Source organism: Curtobacterium sp. A7_M15 (assembly GCF_030705415.1).
Classification (GTDB): Bacteria; Actinomycetota; Actinomycetes; order Actinomycetales; family Microbacteriaceae; genus Curtobacterium.
Genome location: NZ_JAUZED010000002.1, coordinates 46,379 through 61,659 on the forward strand (window position 1 = coordinate 46,379; position 15,281 = coordinate 61,659).

Below are 15,281 nucleotides of genomic sequence, written 5' to 3' on the forward strand. Positions count from 1 at the left end.
CGGTCCAGACGGTCAGCGGGCGGGGACGGGTGCGGCAGCGAAACGGGACAGGAGCGCACCGTGCGGCCGGACGAGGTGCTCCTCGGTCCACCGGCCCTGGGTGATCCCGAGGCGGCTGCGCTCCTCGCGGTCGTAGGTGACCGGGGTGGGCGTGAAGTCGGTGTGGTCGAGGGTCGGGTGGTAGCTGCTGCCGGCCGGGGTGTTCGCTGCGTAGATCTCCGGGCGGTAGATCTTCTGGAACGTCTCCATGGTGGCGATCGTGCCGACGAGCTGGAGGTCGGTGTGGTCACCGGTCAGGTCGCCGCGCGTGTAGAACGCGAGCGGTGCCGACGCTCCGGCGGGTTGGAAGTACCGGACCCGCATGCCCATCCGACCGAAGTAGTCGTCGGTGAGCGAGGAGTGATCGTGCTCGTACTCGGCACCGAGGACCGGGTGGACGTACCCGTTCCGGCGGTAGGTCTGGCTCGTCGAGACGCTGATGCAGACGACCGGTTCGGCACCGAACTCCGAGCGGAACGCGGGGGACTCCAGGAACCGCTGGAAGAGCGCCCCGTGCAGCACGCCGAAGTCGGACGGCAGCCCCTGCGATGACGGCAGCAGCACCGAGAAGTCGTAGTCGCGCAGGTACGACGAGAAGTTGTTGCCGAGGATGCCGTGGTGGCGCTCGCCGGTGTGCTGGTCGACGATCGTGACGTCGAGCATCTCGAGCAGCGGGAACTCCGCGTCCGCTCCACCGTCGGTGAACTGCAGCGCGGCCGAGACGATGTCGAGCTCCAGGCGGTAGCGGTCACCGGCAGCCAAGAGGTCGTTCGCGCGACCGTCGATCATCTCTAGCGCAGCGCGGAGGTTCTCCTGACGGCGCTCGCCGCGCGCCAGGTTGGCGAAGTTCGTGGTCACCCGCGAGGTCTCCGCGGGGGAGTAGTCCTCGTCGAACCGGGTCCGGGTGATGCTGAAGGTGATCTCGCTCGCCATGATGCATCGATCATGGCGGGATCCCGCGGTCATCAGGTAATACCGAGACACTATGCGGCGGTATAGCCTCGGCCTATGGCCCGGGTCTCGAACGACATCACCCTGCAGCAACTCCGGTACTTCATCGAGGTCGCGACGGAGGGATCGATCAGCGCCGCGGCCGATCTGCTCTACGTGTCGCAGCCGACCATGTCCGCGGCCATGAAGGACCTCGAGACGCGGATCGGCCGCCCGCTCTTCACCCGCTCGGCACGCGGGGTCGTGCTCACCGTCGACGGCGTCGAGTTCCTCGGGTACGCCCGGCAGGTCGTCGAGCAGGTGTCCCTGCTCGAGCAGCGCTACGTGGGCGGGCAGCGCTCCCGCCGGCTGCTCGGGGTGTCCGCGCAGCACTACTCGTTCGCGGTCGAGGCCTTCGTCCGGATGGTCGAGGGGGCGGCTGCGGACGAGTACGAGTTCTCCCTGCGGGAGACCCGCACGTGGGACATCATCGAGGACGTCCGCACCCTGCGGAGCGAGGTCGGCATCCTGTACCGCAACGAATTCAACACGCAGGTCCTCGGGAAACTGCTGCGGGATGCCGGGGTTGTCTTCACGCCGCTCTTCGTCGCCCAACCGCACATCTTCGTCGCCCGGCGGAACCCGCTGGCCGGGCAGGCGCGTGCGACGCTCGAGGACCTCGCGGACCTGCCTCGTCTCACCTTCGACCAGGGCGCGAACAACTCCTTCTACCTGGCCGAGGAGATCCTGTCGACGATGTCGAGCAAGCGCGAGATCCGGGTCTCGGACCGGGCGACGATCTTCAACCTCATGATCGGCCTCGGCGGCTACACGATCTCCACGGGTCTGATCAGCGACGACCTCGACCCCGAGATCGTGGCCATCCCGCTCGACGTCGACGAGCGCATCGAGATCGGGTGGATCGGCCACGGCTCGGTGCCGCTCACCGTGCAGGCGCAGGCGTACCTGGACGAGCTGCGGTCGGTGGTCACGAGCTACGGGGTCGAGCCGCTGGGATAGGAAGCCGACCGCCCGCGGACGCGCGCCGACCGCCTGAGCGGTGACCAGCCAGGAGGCGCGACGTGCGTCCGGGGGCGGGTCGCGCCTCCAGGCCCTCACCGCCACCGCCGAGCCTCACGAGTTCGCGACCTCGATCATCGCGACGATGTGCGGGCTGCTCCACCGCAGCAGCGCATCGGACGGGGGCGCCTCGAGATCCTCGCCCCAGATCGCGACGGCGGCACCGGACATCGGGGTGGACAGGCGGGCGCCGGAGTCCCCGTCCCACGCGCGGAGGGACCAGTGCTCGCGGAGGTCGGCCACCGTGTACTCGCTGTCCGACTCGTCGAGGTCGGTCGGCACCTCATAGAGGTAGTACGAGTTGTAGTTGCGCAGCTCGATCCCCGCCGCCGACAAGTCGCTCGCCGACGCGCGGGTCTGCCGACGTTCGCGCCGCTCTGCCGGGTCCTCGGTGTCGCCGTCGAAGCTCCAGTACGTGACGTGGACGCGCGGGTCGAGGCGTGCGACGGCCTTCCGGTCGATGCCGTCGTTCCAGGCCCAGACCTCACGGTTGCCGACCGCGGCCGCCATCGCGTTCAGCCAAGCGACGCGTTCACCGGCGGTGACGTCCGCGCCCCATTCGTCTCCACCGATGTGCACGGTGCGGCTGGAGGGGAACGTCGTCGTCACCTCGCTGAGCAGCGCGGCAGCCAGCGCCGAGCTCCCGGGTGCCGACGGGTCGAGCTCGTCGTCTCCCGATCGGATCCGGTCCACCCATGCCTTCCCGTGTCGGGCCTCGAGCAGCTCGAAGGCGGCGGCCATGTGGCCGGGGGTGTCGACCTCGGGGACGACCGCGACGCCGCGCTTCGTCGCGTGGGCGGCGATCTGCCGTGCCTGGGCGGTGCTGAGGAACGGACGCCCGGTGACGCGGCTCGTCCAGACGCCGTCGTGCAGCGTGGCGTTCGCAGGGGTCTGGCCGAGGACGGCGCTCTCGATCCCCACGTTCTGGTCGTCGGTGAGGTGCAGGTGGAGGAAGCGTCCGCCGTGCGCGGCCAGGAGGTCGATGTACCGCTCGATGAGCGGTACCGGGTAGTACGCACGCGCGACGTCGAGCATGACGCCGGTGTCGGGACGGTCGCGCTTCGCGGCGGTGGTCCGAACGGTCGCGCCCGAGCGGCGGCAGTTCTCGGCGGAGTAGGGGCCGACGCAGGCGACGACCGCGTACGTGCCGGCCGACGCACGGGAAGGAGCACGGTGGCTGGTGCGGATCGTCCTGCTCGCACCCGCGCCGAGCTTCGGCACCGTGACGTGCCCGAGTTCGATCCTCGTGCGGCCCGCGGACAGGTACACCCACGCGTCGGAGGTCGAGGTGCGCTTCCGAGTGGCGTTCTCGACCGTCAGCACGGTCCGCACCGTGGTGTTCCCCGACGCGCTCGTGCTGCTCGCGGCGACCTTGGTGACCCGCACCTTCGGGGTGGTCGACGTGACGACGGCGTCGGCAGCGGGCTGCGGGCGCTCGGGTGGTCCGACGAGCGCGTCGACGCCGACGAAGGTCGCCGCTGCGGTCACGACCGCCAGGGCGATCACCACGGTCCGCCGCGCACGGCGCCGTCCTGACACCGCTCCGCGACCTCGCTCGTCACGTCCCACAGCGCTGCCCCCCTCACCCCGATCACCAGGCGGCACCCGGCCGCGATGGCCTCAGGGTAGCGGGACTCCGGCTGCGGCAGCCGATCCCGGCGTGGACTCCGTGCCCGCCGGCGGCGCGACCCGCGCCCTGCGCGCGACCGTTCGCTTCCGACGTTCACGCACGAGCACCGCGACGCCGACGCCGTCGAGCACCACGAGCAGCCCGAGTGCCGCGTGTGCGACCAGCCAGAGCAGCCCTTCGTGCGGGAGCAGCTGCGACGGATCGAACGCACCGGTCGCTTCCGAACGGTCGACGGCCCACTCGTCCGCCGTCGTGTACAGGGCGAAGAAGGTCAGCAACGCCACGTTGAACAGGACTGCGAGCACCCAGATGCCCGCCACGACGGTGCGGGGCAGGCGTGTGGGCGCGTCGGTTCGGGCCATGCCGTCACGGTAGGGGCAGCCGAGGTCGCCGTGGTCGTGAGGACGCCACGGGTGGATGAGCATCCGGTCAGCGGCGCTCGCCGAACTCGGTGAGGACGAGGTGCTGGTGTCCGTCGACGAGCTCGCGGCTCACGTCGAGGTGTCCGGCATGGGTGGCGGTCTCGGTGATGACGTGCGCCACGGTCTCGAGCAGGCTCCGGTTCGGTGCCCACGGGTACAGCGACAGCGCCCGTGCGGGCGGGAGCGCGTCGAGAGGCGTGGTCTCGATGACGTGGTCGGAGGACGCGGCCGCCGCCTCGTACTCGTCGATGACGTGGCGGGCACCGGGGCATGGCGTCGGGTGCCACACCTCGTCGTCCGTGGGCAGGTCGAGTTCCTCGCCGGACGCCACCCCGCGGAACCAGAACCGCTCGACGTCGAAGGTGAGGTGGCGGACCATCCCGAGCGGAGACCAGCCGGACGGCACGGTCGATCGGGTGAGCGCGGGCTCCGGGAGTCCGTCCAACGTGCTGAGGACGCGACGCCGCTGCTCGCGCAGCGTGGAGAGCAGGACCCGCTGCAGCTCGGTCATGGTCCCAGGATCCAGGGTGGTCGCGTGGATCGGCAAGGGCCCGGCACCAGGTCGTCGGTCTGGAGGCGCGGCGAGCGCCCGGCAGGAGGGTCGCGTCACTGCCGGGTACGGTCCGTTCCTGAACGATCCGTCATGTTCAGAACGCGGCGGTCGGCACGGGCCTGCTCTACGGTCGGGATCGGGGCTCGACGTCCCCGTCGACCCCGAGGAGCGCACCATGTCGTCCACGACCCCGCCGGGCTGGTACCCCGATCCGTCCGGTCAGCACGGCACCCGGTGGTGGGACGGCACGCAGTGGACGGTGCAGGTCGGCCCGCCGCCCTCGCAGATGCCCCGTCCGCGTCTCCCCGACGACGTGCCGACGGACACGGTGTTCATCTGGGTGCTCGCGCTGCTCCCGCTGATCTCCCTGCCGATCAGCTTCCTCTACCAGCCGCAGATGCGGTACGAGGTCGGTCCTGGAGGCTTCCGGACCGTTGACCCCAGCTCGATCTACACCGCCGGCTACTTCCTGCTGCAGGCCTTCTCCGTGCTCCTGTACGCCGCGAACGTCGTGCTCGCGTTCTTCGACCACCGGGTCCTCCGACGACGTGGCGTCGTCCGACCGTTCTCGTGGCCCTGGGCGTTCCTGTCACCGATCGTCTACGTGATCGGCCGGTACGTCGTCGTCCGCAAGGTCGCACCGGGACGGCCCATGTGGCCGCTGTGGATCAGCATCGCTGTCTCCGTCATCGGCATCGTCGTCGGGATCGGTCGGGCCGTGGCGGCGTTCCAACAGGTGCTGCCGTAGCCGCCTCCCGTCCGTCGGCGGTGACGTGTCGTCGCGGGCCCGGGCAGGCCAGTTAGCATTGCCCGACCCGGCGCTCGGTCGCGGGCGAGATCCCAACCACGGGAGGCAACGTGAACGGCCCAACGCGGAACACTGAGCGCCGACGCCGTCGAGGAGCTGTGCGGGTCGTCGCCGGCGTGGCCGTCGCGCTCGTGGCGATGGTCGTCTCCGGGTGTTCCACGGACACGACCCCGAAGGTCGCCGAGCCCCTCGCGACCTGGAACGCGGCCGTGGCAGACCGAGCCGACGAGCCCGCGAACTGGGTCGCCCTGGGGGACTCGATCACCGAGGGGCAGGGTGCCTCCGCCCGCTCGACCCGGTGGATGGACCTCGTGCTCGACGGACTCCGAACGGAGCACCCGACCGACGGGGTCACCGGTGGGGACGGGTACCTCCCGGCACAGTTCGCCGTGTACGGCCCGGACTCGACCTGGGGTGACTGGGCGACGGCGCGCACGGGGGAGAGCCAGTTCGACACGACCGCGCCCGACCTCGGCTACCGGTCCGTCGCCATGCAGGCGGGCGCCTCGCGGACGTACGCCTTCACGGGCACGGGGATCGACATCTGGTGGGCGCGCTACCCCGGCTCCGGCGACTTCACCTACAGCGTCGACGGGGCAGCGCCCACGACCGTCGCCACGACGGGGACCGCCAGCACCGGGACGGTCACCGAGGTGGACGGTCTGACGAGCGGGCAGCACACGGTGACCGTCACCGCCGTCACGCCGTTCTCCCTGCTGGGGTTCACGGTCTTCGACGGCGACCGGGACGCGGGGATCCATCTCTACGACTCCGCGCACTCCGGGTCGACGATCGCGACCTTCACCGAGGACCAGGAGGGCTTCCTGACGGCGATGCGTCGTGCTGCGCCGGACCTCATCACGATCACGTTGGGTGGCAACGACGCGTCGAAGCTCACCCCCGAGGAACTCGGTACGCAGTACGTGGCCTTCCTGAAGGCCCTCGCGGCGCTCCCCACGAAGCCCTCGCTGCTCGTGATCGGCGAGTTCACCCCGGCCTCGGGCATGACCGACGGCATGGCGGACCCGTGGTCGACGTACCTCGCCGAGATCGAACACGCTGCGGCGAAGGGTGGCGCTGCCTTCGTCGGCATGGCGGACACCTTCCCCGAGGCCGACTACTCCGGGACGGGGATCTACTCGACCGACGGCATCCACCCGAACGACTCGGGACAGCGGCGGATCGCGAAGCTCGTGCTCGCCACCCTCGCGGCGCACGAGGACGACTGACGGACGGGAGGCGCGGTGCCAGCAGGTACCGCGCCTCCCGTCCGTCAGTGAGCCCGACATTGTGTGCTGCCGGTGACGAGTGTCAGTGCGGACGCGCCGTCCTGCGCAACGCGACGGAACGTCGTCGACGCAGCGGTTGCCGCAGCTCGTTGCCGGATCACGCGGTCTCTCGTGTCCAGCTTTGCTACGGTTTCCGTGTTTGATGTTCTACACAACGGAGTGTGAAGTGAATCTTCGTCGTCGCGGCTTGACGGTCGCTGCAACCCTGAGTGCTGTCCTCTCTGGAATGACTCTTGCCGCCCCCGCCTCTGCGGAGCCTGCTTCTGCGGCAGACGGTTCGGCAGTCTCGGTCACGTACTTCGACGCCGGTGGCCGGGAGCTGCCCGTCCCGCGATCTGGAGTGTTGCCCAGAGCTGCTTCGACCGTTCGCGTGTGCGCACCGAAGCGCTGCGTGACGGTCAACACGTCGCGCTACTGCCCCAACAGCCAGTCGAAGTGTGGGTCGAAGTACACCCGCTTCAGCGGAGCGTACTGCTCACCGTCGGTGGGGTGCTTCACGCTCCGGGGCGTGAACTACTTCGCTGCTCGAGGGCCACTGCCGACACCCAAGCAGCAGCAGGCGATCGCGCAGTGCACGCTCAGCATCGGGGGATCGATCCTCTCGGCAAGTGCAGGCGGACCGATCGGGTTGACGATGTCCGGTGTCGGTATGACCGTGTGGGGGTGTGCATCCGTATGAGCAAGGCGACTGCTGCAAGCCCGATCGCCTTCGTCGTCCTCGGACTGGCGATTGCCACGGTCGGGCTCTGGGCCCTCGTGATCGAGCGAGTCGCCTTCGGTGTCGGCATGCTCGTCTTCGCCGTCGGGCTGGTGCTGACCGGCCTCTTCCGTTTCCGGATGCGTCGTCGACGCGGCTGAGCGGGACAGGAGGCGCGATGAGCTCTGGTGTCGCGCCTCCTGTCCTGAGCGCTGTCCCTGCACCCAGCCTCGATCAACGGGTCGTTCCCCGAGGTGCGATCGGGACGAGGTGATCTCCTCATCACGATCGCGCTGGGCAACGACGCGTCGAAGCTCGTGCTCGTCACTCCGGCGGCGCGCGAGGACGACTGACCAGCCCGCCCGGGGGTCACGGGTCTGCTTCAGCGCGGCAGTTCGGCGATGAACGTCGAGACGACGGACGCCGCGTCCGGGTGGTCCTGCGGTCGGTGTCCGTGACCGTGCAGCGTGACGCGGCGGGCCTCGGGAACCGCAGCCGCGATCGTCTCGTACTCCTCGTGCCACCCGCCGGTCACCACGAGGACCGGGACGCCCACGGCGGTCGGGGTGTCGAGTGACCACGGCCCGGGGAGCATGCGCTGGCGCTCGGCGGCGCGCACCGCATCCGGCGTGACCGGAGGGTCGGCCGGGCCCCCCCGTGAGGGCAGCGGCGAAGGCGGCACCGAACGCCACGGCGTCGAGGTCCGGTGCCGCATCGAGCACCGGCTGCACGCGGGCGATGTGGGCCTCGATCGCGGTGTGACCGCGGGCCAGGGCGTAGGCACCCGGTTCGAGCAGGACCAGGCCGGCGACGTGGTCCGGTCGTCGGGCAGCTGCCCGCATGGCGACGGGTCCGCCGAACGAGTGCGCGACCACGACGGCGCCCGGCGGGCAGGCGGCGACGAGGGCGGCCTCCCACGCGTCCTGGTCGAACGGGACGACGTCGTCGTCCCCGTAGCCGGGCATGACCGCGAACCGGGAGCCGGGCAGCTCGGCGGCCATCGGCCAGGCCCGTGCGGTCGATCGGTTCGACGCGTGCAGGAACACGATGGCGTGGTCGGTCGTCCGCTCATCCCCCATGGCGCCACGCTAGCGCTCCCGATCAGTGGACGTCAGCGCTCGACCGGCACCACGAGGGAAGCGACTCTTGACTACGTAGACAATCCCGTGGTTACCTGTCTCCCACACCCGGAACCCCGGGCGCGGAACTGCAGCGAAGGAGCTGGCACATGAGCGACACTGCCCCCGTCCGCCGCCTCCGCCCAGCCTCCATGACCGACGTCGCCGCGCTCGCCGGTGTCTCCCAGAAGACCGTTTCCCGCGTGGTGAACGACGAACCCCACGTCACCGAAGCCGTCCGCGCCAAGGTCGAGGCAGCGATCGCGGAACTCGGGTTCCGCCCGAACGCCGCCGCCCGTTCCCTCAAGTCCCAGCGCTCCCGCCGGGTCGGGCTCATCACGATCGGCACGAACCTGTACGGCCCGACGGCCATGCTCACCGGGGTCGAGCAGGCCTGCCGCACGAACGGCTACAGCCTCGCCGTGGTCCGCACGGTGGCCGCGACCGCCGAGGAGCTCCAGCCCGCGGTGGACTCGCTCATCGGCCAGGACGTCGAGGCGATCGTCTTCTCCGAGCCGGTCGAGAACCAGATGGACCAGCTCCACATCCCTCCGGGCGTGACCGTCCTGACGCTCGGCCCGCCCGACGTCGCCGACCGCGAGAACACCCTGGCCGTCGGACTCGACGAGACCGGAGCCGCGTTCGCCGCGACGGACCACCTGTTGGCCCTCGGTCACGAGACGGTGTGGCACATCGCCGGACCGGGGAACTGGACGTCGAGCCAGCGTCGCGAACGCGGGTGGCGTGCGGCACTGCAGGACGCCGGCGTCGCCGAGCACGAACCGGTCGAGGGGGACTGGTCGCCGCAGAGCGGCCACGACGCGATGCGCGCCCTGCTCGCCCGTCCCGACGTGACCGCCGTGTTCGTGGCGAACGACCAGATGGCGATCGGCGCGATGTCCGCCATCCAGCAGGCCGGGCTGTCCGTCCCGCACGACATCAGCATCGTCGGCTTCGACGACATGCCGATCGCCGCGTTCCTGCCCGTTCCCCTCACCACGATCCGCCAGGACTTCGACGAGGCCACCCGCCTCGCGATGCACCGCCTGTTCCGCACGCTCGACGGCCACCCGCCGGCCGAGCGTCACCGGATGCTCCCCGGTCAGCTGATCACGCGCGCCACCAGCGCGCCGCCATCTCCGGGACGGCGGCACCTCCGCCCCGCCGACTGATCACCCGACGGGAGGCGCGGCTCGCCGCCGCCCCGTGAGTGAGCGCTCACGCGCGCTCGCCTCCACACCCGCACCCACCTCGACGACGACGTCAGGAGACGACACGTGACCCCCGTACCAACCCGACCCGGCACGACCGCCGCAGCCGCGCCTCCCGAACGGAACGGAAGTCGGGCACCCAGTCGACGCGACCTGCTCCGCTGGGGTGCCGCCGCTGGCGGAGCCTTCGCCCTCAGCGGCCTGCTGGCCGCCTGCTCCCCGCAGTCCACCGCAGCCGTCCGCTCCGGACGTGCCGACCTGGCGTTCTGGACGCACGACCCCGGCTACGAGAAGTTCTTCACCCAGGCGCTGCCGGTCGCCGACCGGAAGTCCGACTTCCGCTTCGCACTCGACATCACGACGATCGCGGCTGCGGACATCCCGACGAAGCTCATCGCCCAGGCCGTCGCGGGGACGGGGACACCGGACGTCGCGGGGCTCGAGATCGGCGCCTTCTGCCGGATGCTCCGCGGCGACATCGCGAAGGAGCTGCTCGTCGACCTGTCGTCCTCGGTCGCGTCGCGGAACGACGACCTGATCGGCGCGCGGCTCACGCCGTTCTCGAAGGACGGGCACCTGTACGCGCTCGACTCGGACACTCCCTTGTGCGTGTACTACCACCGCGCCGACCAGTTCCAGGCCCTCGGCATCCCCGACGACCTGACGACGTGGGAGGAGTACATGGAGCTCGGGGCGAAGCTCAACAAGCGCAAGGGCGTCTCGCTGCACGCGGTCGCGGTCACCGACCCCGGCGGCACGCTGCAGAGCTACCAGATCCTGCTGCTCCAGCGCGGCGGCGACCTGTACGACGAGGACGGCGGCATCGCCATCCAGACCCCGGAGGCGGAACGGACCCTGCAGTTCCTCGTCGACGGCGTGCAGTCCGGGGCGATCGCCACGGTCGCCGACATGTACGGGCCGAGCCTGCAGTCCGGGCTGAAGGGCGGCACGATCCTGGGCGTCGACATGCCCTCCTGGTACGCCAGCTACGGCATCAAGCCGAACGTCCCCGAGCAGGAGGGGAAGTGGCGGGTCCGGAACCTGCCGCGGTTCGCCGGCGGCGGCAGCACGACGAGCGTCGGCGGTGGGACCGGGTTCGCGGTGCTCCGCGACAAGCCGCTGACGAAGGCGGGGATCGACCTCGTGCTCGCGGCGTACCTCGACCCGGACCAGCAGGTGAAGCGGTACCAGGACCTCGGGTACCTGCCGACGCTGCGTTCGGTCTACGACGACCCGCGCCTCGCCGCGATGAGCGACCCGTACTTCGGCGGTCAGCAGCTGTTCGGCGTGTACAAGTCCGTCGTCGACGACGTCCCGTCGCAGCACCAGAGCGCCGACGCAGCGATCCTGCAGACCGTCCTGAGCGGCTACGTCATCAAGGCCTACAAGGGCCAGATCACCCCGAAGCAGGCGCTCGACGCCGCTGCGGCCGACTTCCGCGGCCAGACCCGCGCCTGAGGAGGACTCCCGTTGTCCACATCCACCGCCACCGGCATCCCGGTGTCCGCCACGACGGCCGATCCGCCAGCACGGCGACGACGACTCAACACGAACGGCGGCAGCGCACCGTACCTGTTCATCGCGCCGTTCTACGTGCTCTACGGCCTCTTCATGATCGTCCCGGTGCTCGCCGCCGTGTACCTGTCGCTCACCGAGTGGGTCGGTCTCGGCACCCCGAACTGGATCGGGCTGTCGAACTACGCGAACCTGTTCCGCGACACGAGCTTCGGCACCGCCCTGGTGAACTCGCTGATCTACACGCTCATCGCCGTGTTCGTCATCGTGCCGGTCTCCCTGCTCGTCGCGCAGGCGCTCAACGCCAAGGGGCTGCGCGCCCGCGACCTGTTCCGCGTGACGTTCTTCATCCCGATGGTGCTGTCGCCGATCGTCATCGCGCTCATCTACAGCCTGGTGTTCGACACGAACTACGGGCTGCTGAACGCCTCGCTCAAGGCGCTGTTCGGGCTGCCGAACACCGACTGGCTCGGGGACCCGACGCTCGCGAAGGTCGCGATCGGGTTCGTGCTCCTCTGGCGCACGGTCGGGTACCTCACGATCTTCTTCCTCGCGGCGCTCCAGAACGTGTCGCCGGAGCAGTACGAGGCCGCGTCGCTCGACGGGGCGGGCGCGTTCCGGAAGTTCACGAACGTGACCCTGCCGGAGATCCGCCCGGTCACGAGCTTCGTCGTCGTCACGTCGTTCATCAGCGCCGCGCAGCTCTTCGACGAGCCGTACCTGCTGACGAAGGGCGGCCCGGGCGAGGCCACCCTGTCCGTCGCCATGTTCATCTACCGCGCCGCGTTCGAGCGACAGCAGTTCGGGTACGCGGCCGCTGCCGGTGTCGTCCTGTTCGTCATCGTCTTCGGTGTCAGTCAGATCCTCAACCGCGCACTCGCCATCGGGAGGGACGCATGACCGCCACCACCGACCGCCCCACGACCCGGGCCGTCACGACCGCCGGCCGCCGCGCACCACGGTCCGGACCCCCGCGCACCCGCGGGTGGGTCGCCCGCCGCGGACTCCTCTACGCCACCCTCATCGCCCTGCTGCTCGTGTTCGTGTTCCCGCTGCTCTGGGCCCTGTCGGGCTCGTTCAAGCGGCGCGGTGACATCTTCGCGACGCCGCCGTCGCTCATCCCGAACCCGGCGACCACCGAGAACTACACGAACCTGCTGTCGACCCAGCCGTTCTGGGCCTGGTTCGGCATCAGCGTCGGGACCGCCCTCATCGCCACGGTCGTGTCCGTCTTCGTCTGTGCGATGGCCGGGTACGGCTTCGCCAAGTTCCGGTTCCGGGGCAAGCGCGTGCTGTTCGCGGTGATGTTCTCGTCGCTGTCGGTGCCGTTCGCGGTGATCCTCGTGCCGCTCTTCATCCTGGTGGTGAAGTCCGGGCTCACGAACCCGTGGTTCTCGCTCGTCGTGCCGTGGGTCGCACCCGCGTTCGGCATCTTCATGATGCAGCAGTTCATCGTGCAGGCGATCCCGGACGAGATCATCGAGGCCGCCCGCATCGACGGCAACTCGGAGTTCGGCACGTTCAGACGCGTGGTGCTCCCGTTGCTCCGGCCGTCCCTCGGCGCACTCGCCGTGTGGAGCTTCCTGCAGAGCTACAACTCGTTCCAGTGGCCCCTGGTCCTGTTGTCCGACTCGAACCAGTACACCCTGCCGCTCGGCCTCAACGCGATCTTCGCCTCGGAGAACCGCTCGTACGACCTCGTCCTCGCCGGCGCCGTGCTCGCGAGCGTCCCGACCATCCTCGTGTTCCTGCTCCTCCGGAAGCAGCTGCTCGACGGTCTGACGGCCGGCGCTGTGAAGGGCTGAGGCATGACCCACGACCACGCACCCTCGAACGGAGCACCCCGCACCATGCAGCACGACCGCGTCCTCTTCGGCGCCGCCTACTACCACGAGTACCAGCCGACCCCGCGGCTCGACGAGGACATGCGCCTCATGCAGGAGGCCGGGTTCTCGGTCATCCGCGTCGGCGAGTCCGTCTGGAGCACCTGGGAGCCGGAGAACGGCCGCTTCGACCTCGAGTGGCTCGCGCCGGTGCTCGACGCGGCCCACGAGCACGGCATCCGGGTGATCCTCGGGACGCCGACCTACGCCGTGCCGATGTGGCTCGCGCGGATCGTGCCGGAGATCAACGTCCGCCGACGCACCGGCGGCGAGGCCATGGGCTGGGGCGCCCGCCAGGAGATCGACTACGCCCACCCCGCGTTCCTGTTCCACGCCGAGCGGGTCATCCGGAAGATCGTGGCCCGGTACGCCGACCACCCCGCCGTGATCGGGTACCAGGTCGACAACGAGCCGGGCAACGAGCTCATCGCGAACCCCGAGGTGTTCCAGCGGTTCGTCGACCACCTGCGCCACACCTACGGGAGCGTCGAGCGGCTCAACGAGGAGTGGGGGCTGACCTACTGGTCCCACCGGCTCTCGACCTGGGCGGACCTGTGGACCCCGGACGGCAACGCGCAGCCGCAGTACGACCTCGCGTGGCGGCGGTTCCAGGCCTCGATCACGACGGACTTCATCGCGTGGCAGGCGTCCGTCGTGCGGGAGTACTCCCGCGAGGACCAGTTCGTCACGACGTGCATCGCCTACGAGCGGCCCACCGTCGAGGACGACGTGCTCACCCGTGCCCTCGACGTCACCGCCGGCAACCCCTACTACCGGATGCAGGACGCGCTCGAGCTGCCGAACACCGAGGAGCCGGCGCAGTTCTGGACCTCGTCCGGCGCGTGGTCGATCGTCGCGTCCGGAGACCGGATGTACGGGTCGAAGCAGGCGCCGTTCCTCGTCACCGAGACGAACGCGCAGGCGATCGGGTTCTCGTGGATGAACGAACCGGCGTACGAGGGGCAGTGGCGCCAGGCCGCGTGGGCACTCGTGTCCCGCGGTGCCGCGATGATCGAGTACTGGCACTGGCACACGCTGCACTACGGGGTCGAGACGTACTGGGGCGGGGTGCTCCCGCACTCGCAGCAGCCCGGCCGGACCTACGCGGAGATCGCCCGGATCGGCGCAGAGTTCGCCCATGCGGGTGACCGGGTCGCCGGGCTCCGCCCGCACGCCGACGTCGCCCTGCTGTTCTCGAACGAGTCCAAGTGGGCGTTGAACGAGCACCCGGCCCTCGGGGACGGCACGGAGCCCGACCGCCGCTCGTGGCAGACGGTCCACGACGCCTTCGCCCGCGGCGTGTTCGACGCCGGACTCCAGGCGAACACGGTGCACCCGTCGCAGGTGTTCGACCGCGACCCGGCGTCCGTCGTCGCGGAGCGCCCGGTCCTCGTCGCGGCCGCGTTCACGATCGCCACCGACACGCAGCTGCAGTGGCTCGCCGCCTACGCCGAGGCCGGCGGGCACCTGGTCGTGGGGATCCGCACCGGGTACGAGGACGAGGAAGCGCGGGCCAGGCTGGAGCGCAAACCCGCCTTCCTCGACGTCGCGGCCGGTGTCCACTACGACGAGTTCAGCAACCTCGGCCGCCGGGTGCCGATCACCTCCGGGGCGGCTGCTGCGGAGCACGGGTTCTCCGTGCCGGCCGGAGCCGCGGCGACCCGGTGGGCGGACGGTCTGCTCGTCGACGACGCCGATGTGCTCGTCGAGTACGACCACCCGCACTTCGGGCGGTTCGCCGCGGTGACCACGCGGGTGCACGGTGCCGGTCGCGTGACCTACGTCGGGACCGTCCCGGACCCGGCGCTCGCGGCTGCGATCGCCGACTGGGCGGTCTCGCGGGAGAACGGAGCTCCGGGCTGGCGTCCCCAGACCGACACGCAGTCGGTGCAGAGCTCGGTCAACGGCCGCGGGGAGACCGTGCACGTCGTGCACAACTGGTCGTGGGCGCCGAGCGCCTTCCAGGTGCCGGTCGCGGCGGAGGACGTCCTCGACGGCACGGCGATCGCCGCCGGTGCCGAGCTGTCGCTCGGCCCGTGGGACGTGCGGGTGCTGGCCGTCCGGTAGGCGACCACTGCGGGACGGGAGGCGCGGTGCCGGTCCGCA

The 15,281-nt window shown here is 70.3% G+C and carries 14 protein-coding genes and 1 pseudogene; 9 read left to right on the forward strand and 6 right to left on the reverse strand.

Translation table 11 applies throughout. The features are described 5' to 3' along the window. Positions 1–12: 12 nt before the first annotated feature. Positions 13–972: a putative oxygenase MesX gene (locus tag Q7F20_RS00755; protein WP_305738203.1), complete on the reverse strand. Its 960-nt coding sequence runs from the start codon at positions 970–972 to the stop codon at positions 13–15. A gap of 75 nt (positions 973–1,047) precedes the next feature. On the opposite strand from Q7F20_RS00755, the gene Q7F20_RS00760 reads away from it, so the two are divergent. After that, the gene (locus Q7F20_RS00760) at positions 1,048–1,989 is read left to right on the forward strand and encodes a LysR family transcriptional regulator (protein WP_305738204.1); all 942 of its coding nucleotides are present in this window, start codon (positions 1,048–1,050) and stop codon (positions 1,987–1,989) included. 114 nt (positions 1,990–2,103) lie between these two features. Here the strand turns inward: Q7F20_RS00760 and Q7F20_RS00765 are convergent, their stop codons facing one another. The 3 genes from Q7F20_RS00765 to Q7F20_RS00775 form a co-directional block, all read right to left on the reverse strand. Continuing rightward, positions 2,104–3,588, reverse strand: a complete 1,485-nt coding sequence (locus tag Q7F20_RS00765) for a family 20 glycosylhydrolase (RefSeq protein ID WP_305738205.1) — start codon at positions 3,586–3,588, stop codon at positions 2,104–2,106. Between the two features lie 81 nt (positions 3,589–3,669). Next, positions 3,670–4,041 carry a hypothetical protein gene (locus Q7F20_RS00770; protein WP_305738206.1) on the reverse strand — a complete coding sequence of 124 codons (372 nt, stop codon included), beginning with the start codon at positions 4,039–4,041 and terminating at the stop codon, positions 3,670–3,672. A 67-nt stretch (positions 4,042–4,108) separates the two neighbouring features. Further along, entirely contained in the window at positions 4,109–4,612 is a 504-nt protein-coding gene (locus Q7F20_RS00775) for a DUF664 domain-containing protein (protein WP_305738207.1), read from the reverse strand. A gap of 217 nt (positions 4,613–4,829) precedes the next feature. On the opposite strand from Q7F20_RS00775, the gene Q7F20_RS00780 reads away from it, so the two are divergent. The 3 genes from Q7F20_RS00780 to Q7F20_RS00790 all read left to right on the forward strand — a co-directional run bounded on the left by Q7F20_RS00780 (position 4,830) and on the right by Q7F20_RS00790 (position 7,609). Then, positions 4,830–5,402 carry a DUF2510 domain-containing protein gene (locus Q7F20_RS00780; RefSeq protein WP_305738208.1) on the forward strand — a complete coding sequence of 191 codons (573 nt, stop codon included), beginning with the start codon at positions 4,830–4,832 and terminating at the stop codon, positions 5,400–5,402. A gap of 158 nt (positions 5,403–5,560) precedes the next feature. Then, the gene (locus Q7F20_RS00785; protein ID WP_305738209.1) at positions 5,561–6,691 is read left to right on the forward strand and encodes a GDSL-type esterase/lipase family protein; all 1,131 of its coding nucleotides are present in this window, start codon (positions 5,561–5,563) and stop codon (positions 6,689–6,691) included. Between the two features lie 735 nt (positions 6,692–7,426). Beyond that, positions 7,427–7,609 (forward strand): hypothetical protein, encoded by a 183-nt coding sequence (locus Q7F20_RS00790; protein ID WP_305738210.1) that lies wholly within the window; start codon positions 7,427–7,429, stop codon positions 7,607–7,609. 221 nt (positions 7,610–7,830) lie between these two features. Here Q7F20_RS00790 and Q7F20_RS00795 read toward each other — a convergent pair whose 3' ends face one another. Beyond that, complete coding sequence (locus Q7F20_RS00795; protein WP_305738211.1) at positions 7,831–8,067, reverse strand: hypothetical protein; 237 nt, start codon at positions 8,065–8,067, stop codon at positions 7,831–7,833. Between the two features lie 163 nt (positions 8,068–8,230). Then, positions 8,231–8,527, reverse strand: a pseudogene (locus Q7F20_RS18630) (alpha/beta fold hydrolase); the annotation flags it as partial. A gap of 149 nt (positions 8,528–8,676) precedes the next feature. Here Q7F20_RS18630 and Q7F20_RS00800 point away from each other — a divergent pair. The 5 genes from Q7F20_RS00800 to Q7F20_RS00820 all read left to right on the forward strand — a co-directional run bounded on the left by Q7F20_RS00800 (position 8,677) and on the right by Q7F20_RS00820 (position 15,242). Next, entirely contained in the window at positions 8,677–9,738 is a 1,062-nt protein-coding gene (locus Q7F20_RS00800; RefSeq protein ID WP_305738212.1) for a LacI family DNA-binding transcriptional regulator, read from the forward strand. A gap of 105 nt (positions 9,739–9,843) precedes the next feature. Then, positions 9,844–11,235: an ABC transporter substrate-binding protein gene (locus Q7F20_RS00805; protein WP_305738213.1), complete on the forward strand. Its 1,392-nt coding sequence runs from the start codon at positions 9,844–9,846 to the stop codon at positions 11,233–11,235. Positions 11,236–11,247: 12 nt separating this feature from the next. Then, on the forward strand, positions 11,248–12,192 hold the full coding sequence (locus Q7F20_RS00810) for a carbohydrate ABC transporter permease (protein WP_305738214.1): 945 nt from the start codon (positions 11,248–11,250) through the stop codon (positions 12,190–12,192). Then, positions 12,189–13,097: a carbohydrate ABC transporter permease gene (locus Q7F20_RS00815; RefSeq protein ID WP_305738215.1), complete on the forward strand. Its 909-nt coding sequence runs from the start codon at positions 12,189–12,191 to the stop codon at positions 13,095–13,097. Before Q7F20_RS00810 ends, Q7F20_RS00815 begins: the two co-directional genes overlap by 4 nt. A gap of 3 nt (positions 13,098–13,100) precedes the next feature. Next, positions 13,101–15,242 (forward strand): beta-galactosidase, encoded by a 2,142-nt coding sequence (locus tag Q7F20_RS00820; RefSeq protein ID WP_305738216.1) that lies wholly within the window; start codon positions 13,101–13,103, stop codon positions 15,240–15,242. Positions 15,243–15,281: the final 39 nt, after the last annotated feature.

Excerpts from the sequence above, each read along its gene's own strand:
- Q7F20_RS00770 (WP_305738206.1), bottom strand. The coding sequence starts at position 4,041 with ATGGCCCGAACCGACGCGCCCACACGCCTGCCCCGCACCGTCGTGGCG.
- Q7F20_RS00760 (WP_305738204.1), top strand. The coding sequence starts at position 1,048 with ATGGCCCGGGTCTCGAACGACATCACCCTGCAGCAACTCCGGTACTTC.
- Q7F20_RS00775 (WP_305738207.1), bottom strand. The coding sequence starts at position 4,612 with ATGACCGAGCTGCAGCGGGTCCTGCTCTCCACGCTGCGCGAGCAGCGG.
- Q7F20_RS00755 (WP_305738203.1), bottom strand. The coding sequence starts at position 972 with ATGGCGAGCGAGATCACCTTCAGCATCACCCGGACCCGGTTCGACGAG.
- Q7F20_RS00780 (WP_305738208.1), top strand. The coding sequence starts at position 4,830 with ATGTCGTCCACGACCCCGCCGGGCTGGTACCCCGATCCGTCCGGTCAG.
- Q7F20_RS00820 (WP_305738216.1), top strand. The coding sequence starts at position 13,101 with ATGACCCACGACCACGCACCCTCGAACGGAGCACCCCGCACCATGCAG.
- Q7F20_RS00815 (WP_305738215.1), top strand. The coding sequence starts at position 12,189 with ATGACCGCCACCACCGACCGCCCCACGACCCGGGCCGTCACGACCGCC.
- Q7F20_RS00790 (WP_305738210.1), top strand. The coding sequence starts at position 7,427 with ATGAGCAAGGCGACTGCTGCAAGCCCGATCGCCTTCGTCGTCCTCGGA.
- Q7F20_RS00800 (WP_305738212.1), top strand. The coding sequence starts at position 8,677 with ATGAGCGACACTGCCCCCGTCCGCCGCCTCCGCCCAGCCTCCATGACC.